Annotated in this window: 1 protein-coding gene; it reads right to left on the reverse strand. The window is 48.1% G+C overall.

The features are described 5' to 3' along the window. A partial coding sequence (gene serA / locus R7O13_RS26845) for a phosphoglycerate dehydrogenase (RefSeq protein WP_318305204.1) occupies positions 1–726 on the reverse strand: 726 nt, incomplete at both ends.

A 726-nucleotide genomic window follows, 5' to 3' on the forward strand; every position in this document is an offset into this window, starting at 1 on the left:
AACTACGTAGCCGATCTCAGCTTCAGTTTGTAGGTACTGCGCTGCGATGTTGATGCCTTCTTCTGCGAAGATGGTGTTAATTTGAGTCAGAATACCTGGGCGGTTTTTGTGAATGTGCAGTAAGCGAGAGCACTCACGACCGTGTTCAGGCAGAGATACTTCAGGGAAGTTAACGCTTGATAGTGTTGAACCATTATCTGAATATTTCGCCAGTTTACCCGCTACTTCCACGCCGATGTTTTCTTGTGCTTCTTGAGTAGAGCCGCCCACGTGTGGCGTTAGAATGACGTTATCGAATTTCTGTAGTGGAGATTCAAACGGGTCAGCGTTTGTTTTTGGTTCAACTGGGAATACGTCGATTGCTGCGCCAGCTAAGTGACCTGCTTCTAGGCTGTGGCAAAGCGCAGGAATATCAACAACGGTACCGCGAGCGGCGTTGATGAAGATTGCGCCAGGCTTCATGCGAGCAAATTCTTCTTCGCCCATCATATTCTTCGTTTCAGGTGTTTCTGGTACGTGCAGCGAAATAACATCACATTTGTTTAGCAGCTCGCTCATCGTGTGGATTTGCGTTGCGTTGCCAAGTGATAGTTTGTTTTCGATGTCGTAGTAGTACACGCGCATACCTAAGTTTTCAGCAATAATGCCCAGCTGAGTGCCGATATGGCCGTAACCAATGATACCAAGACGTTTACCACGCGCATCGTAAGCGTTGGCTGCGCTCTC

The sequence above is a fragment of the Vibrio sp. Y176 genome (genome assembly GCF_033438945.1).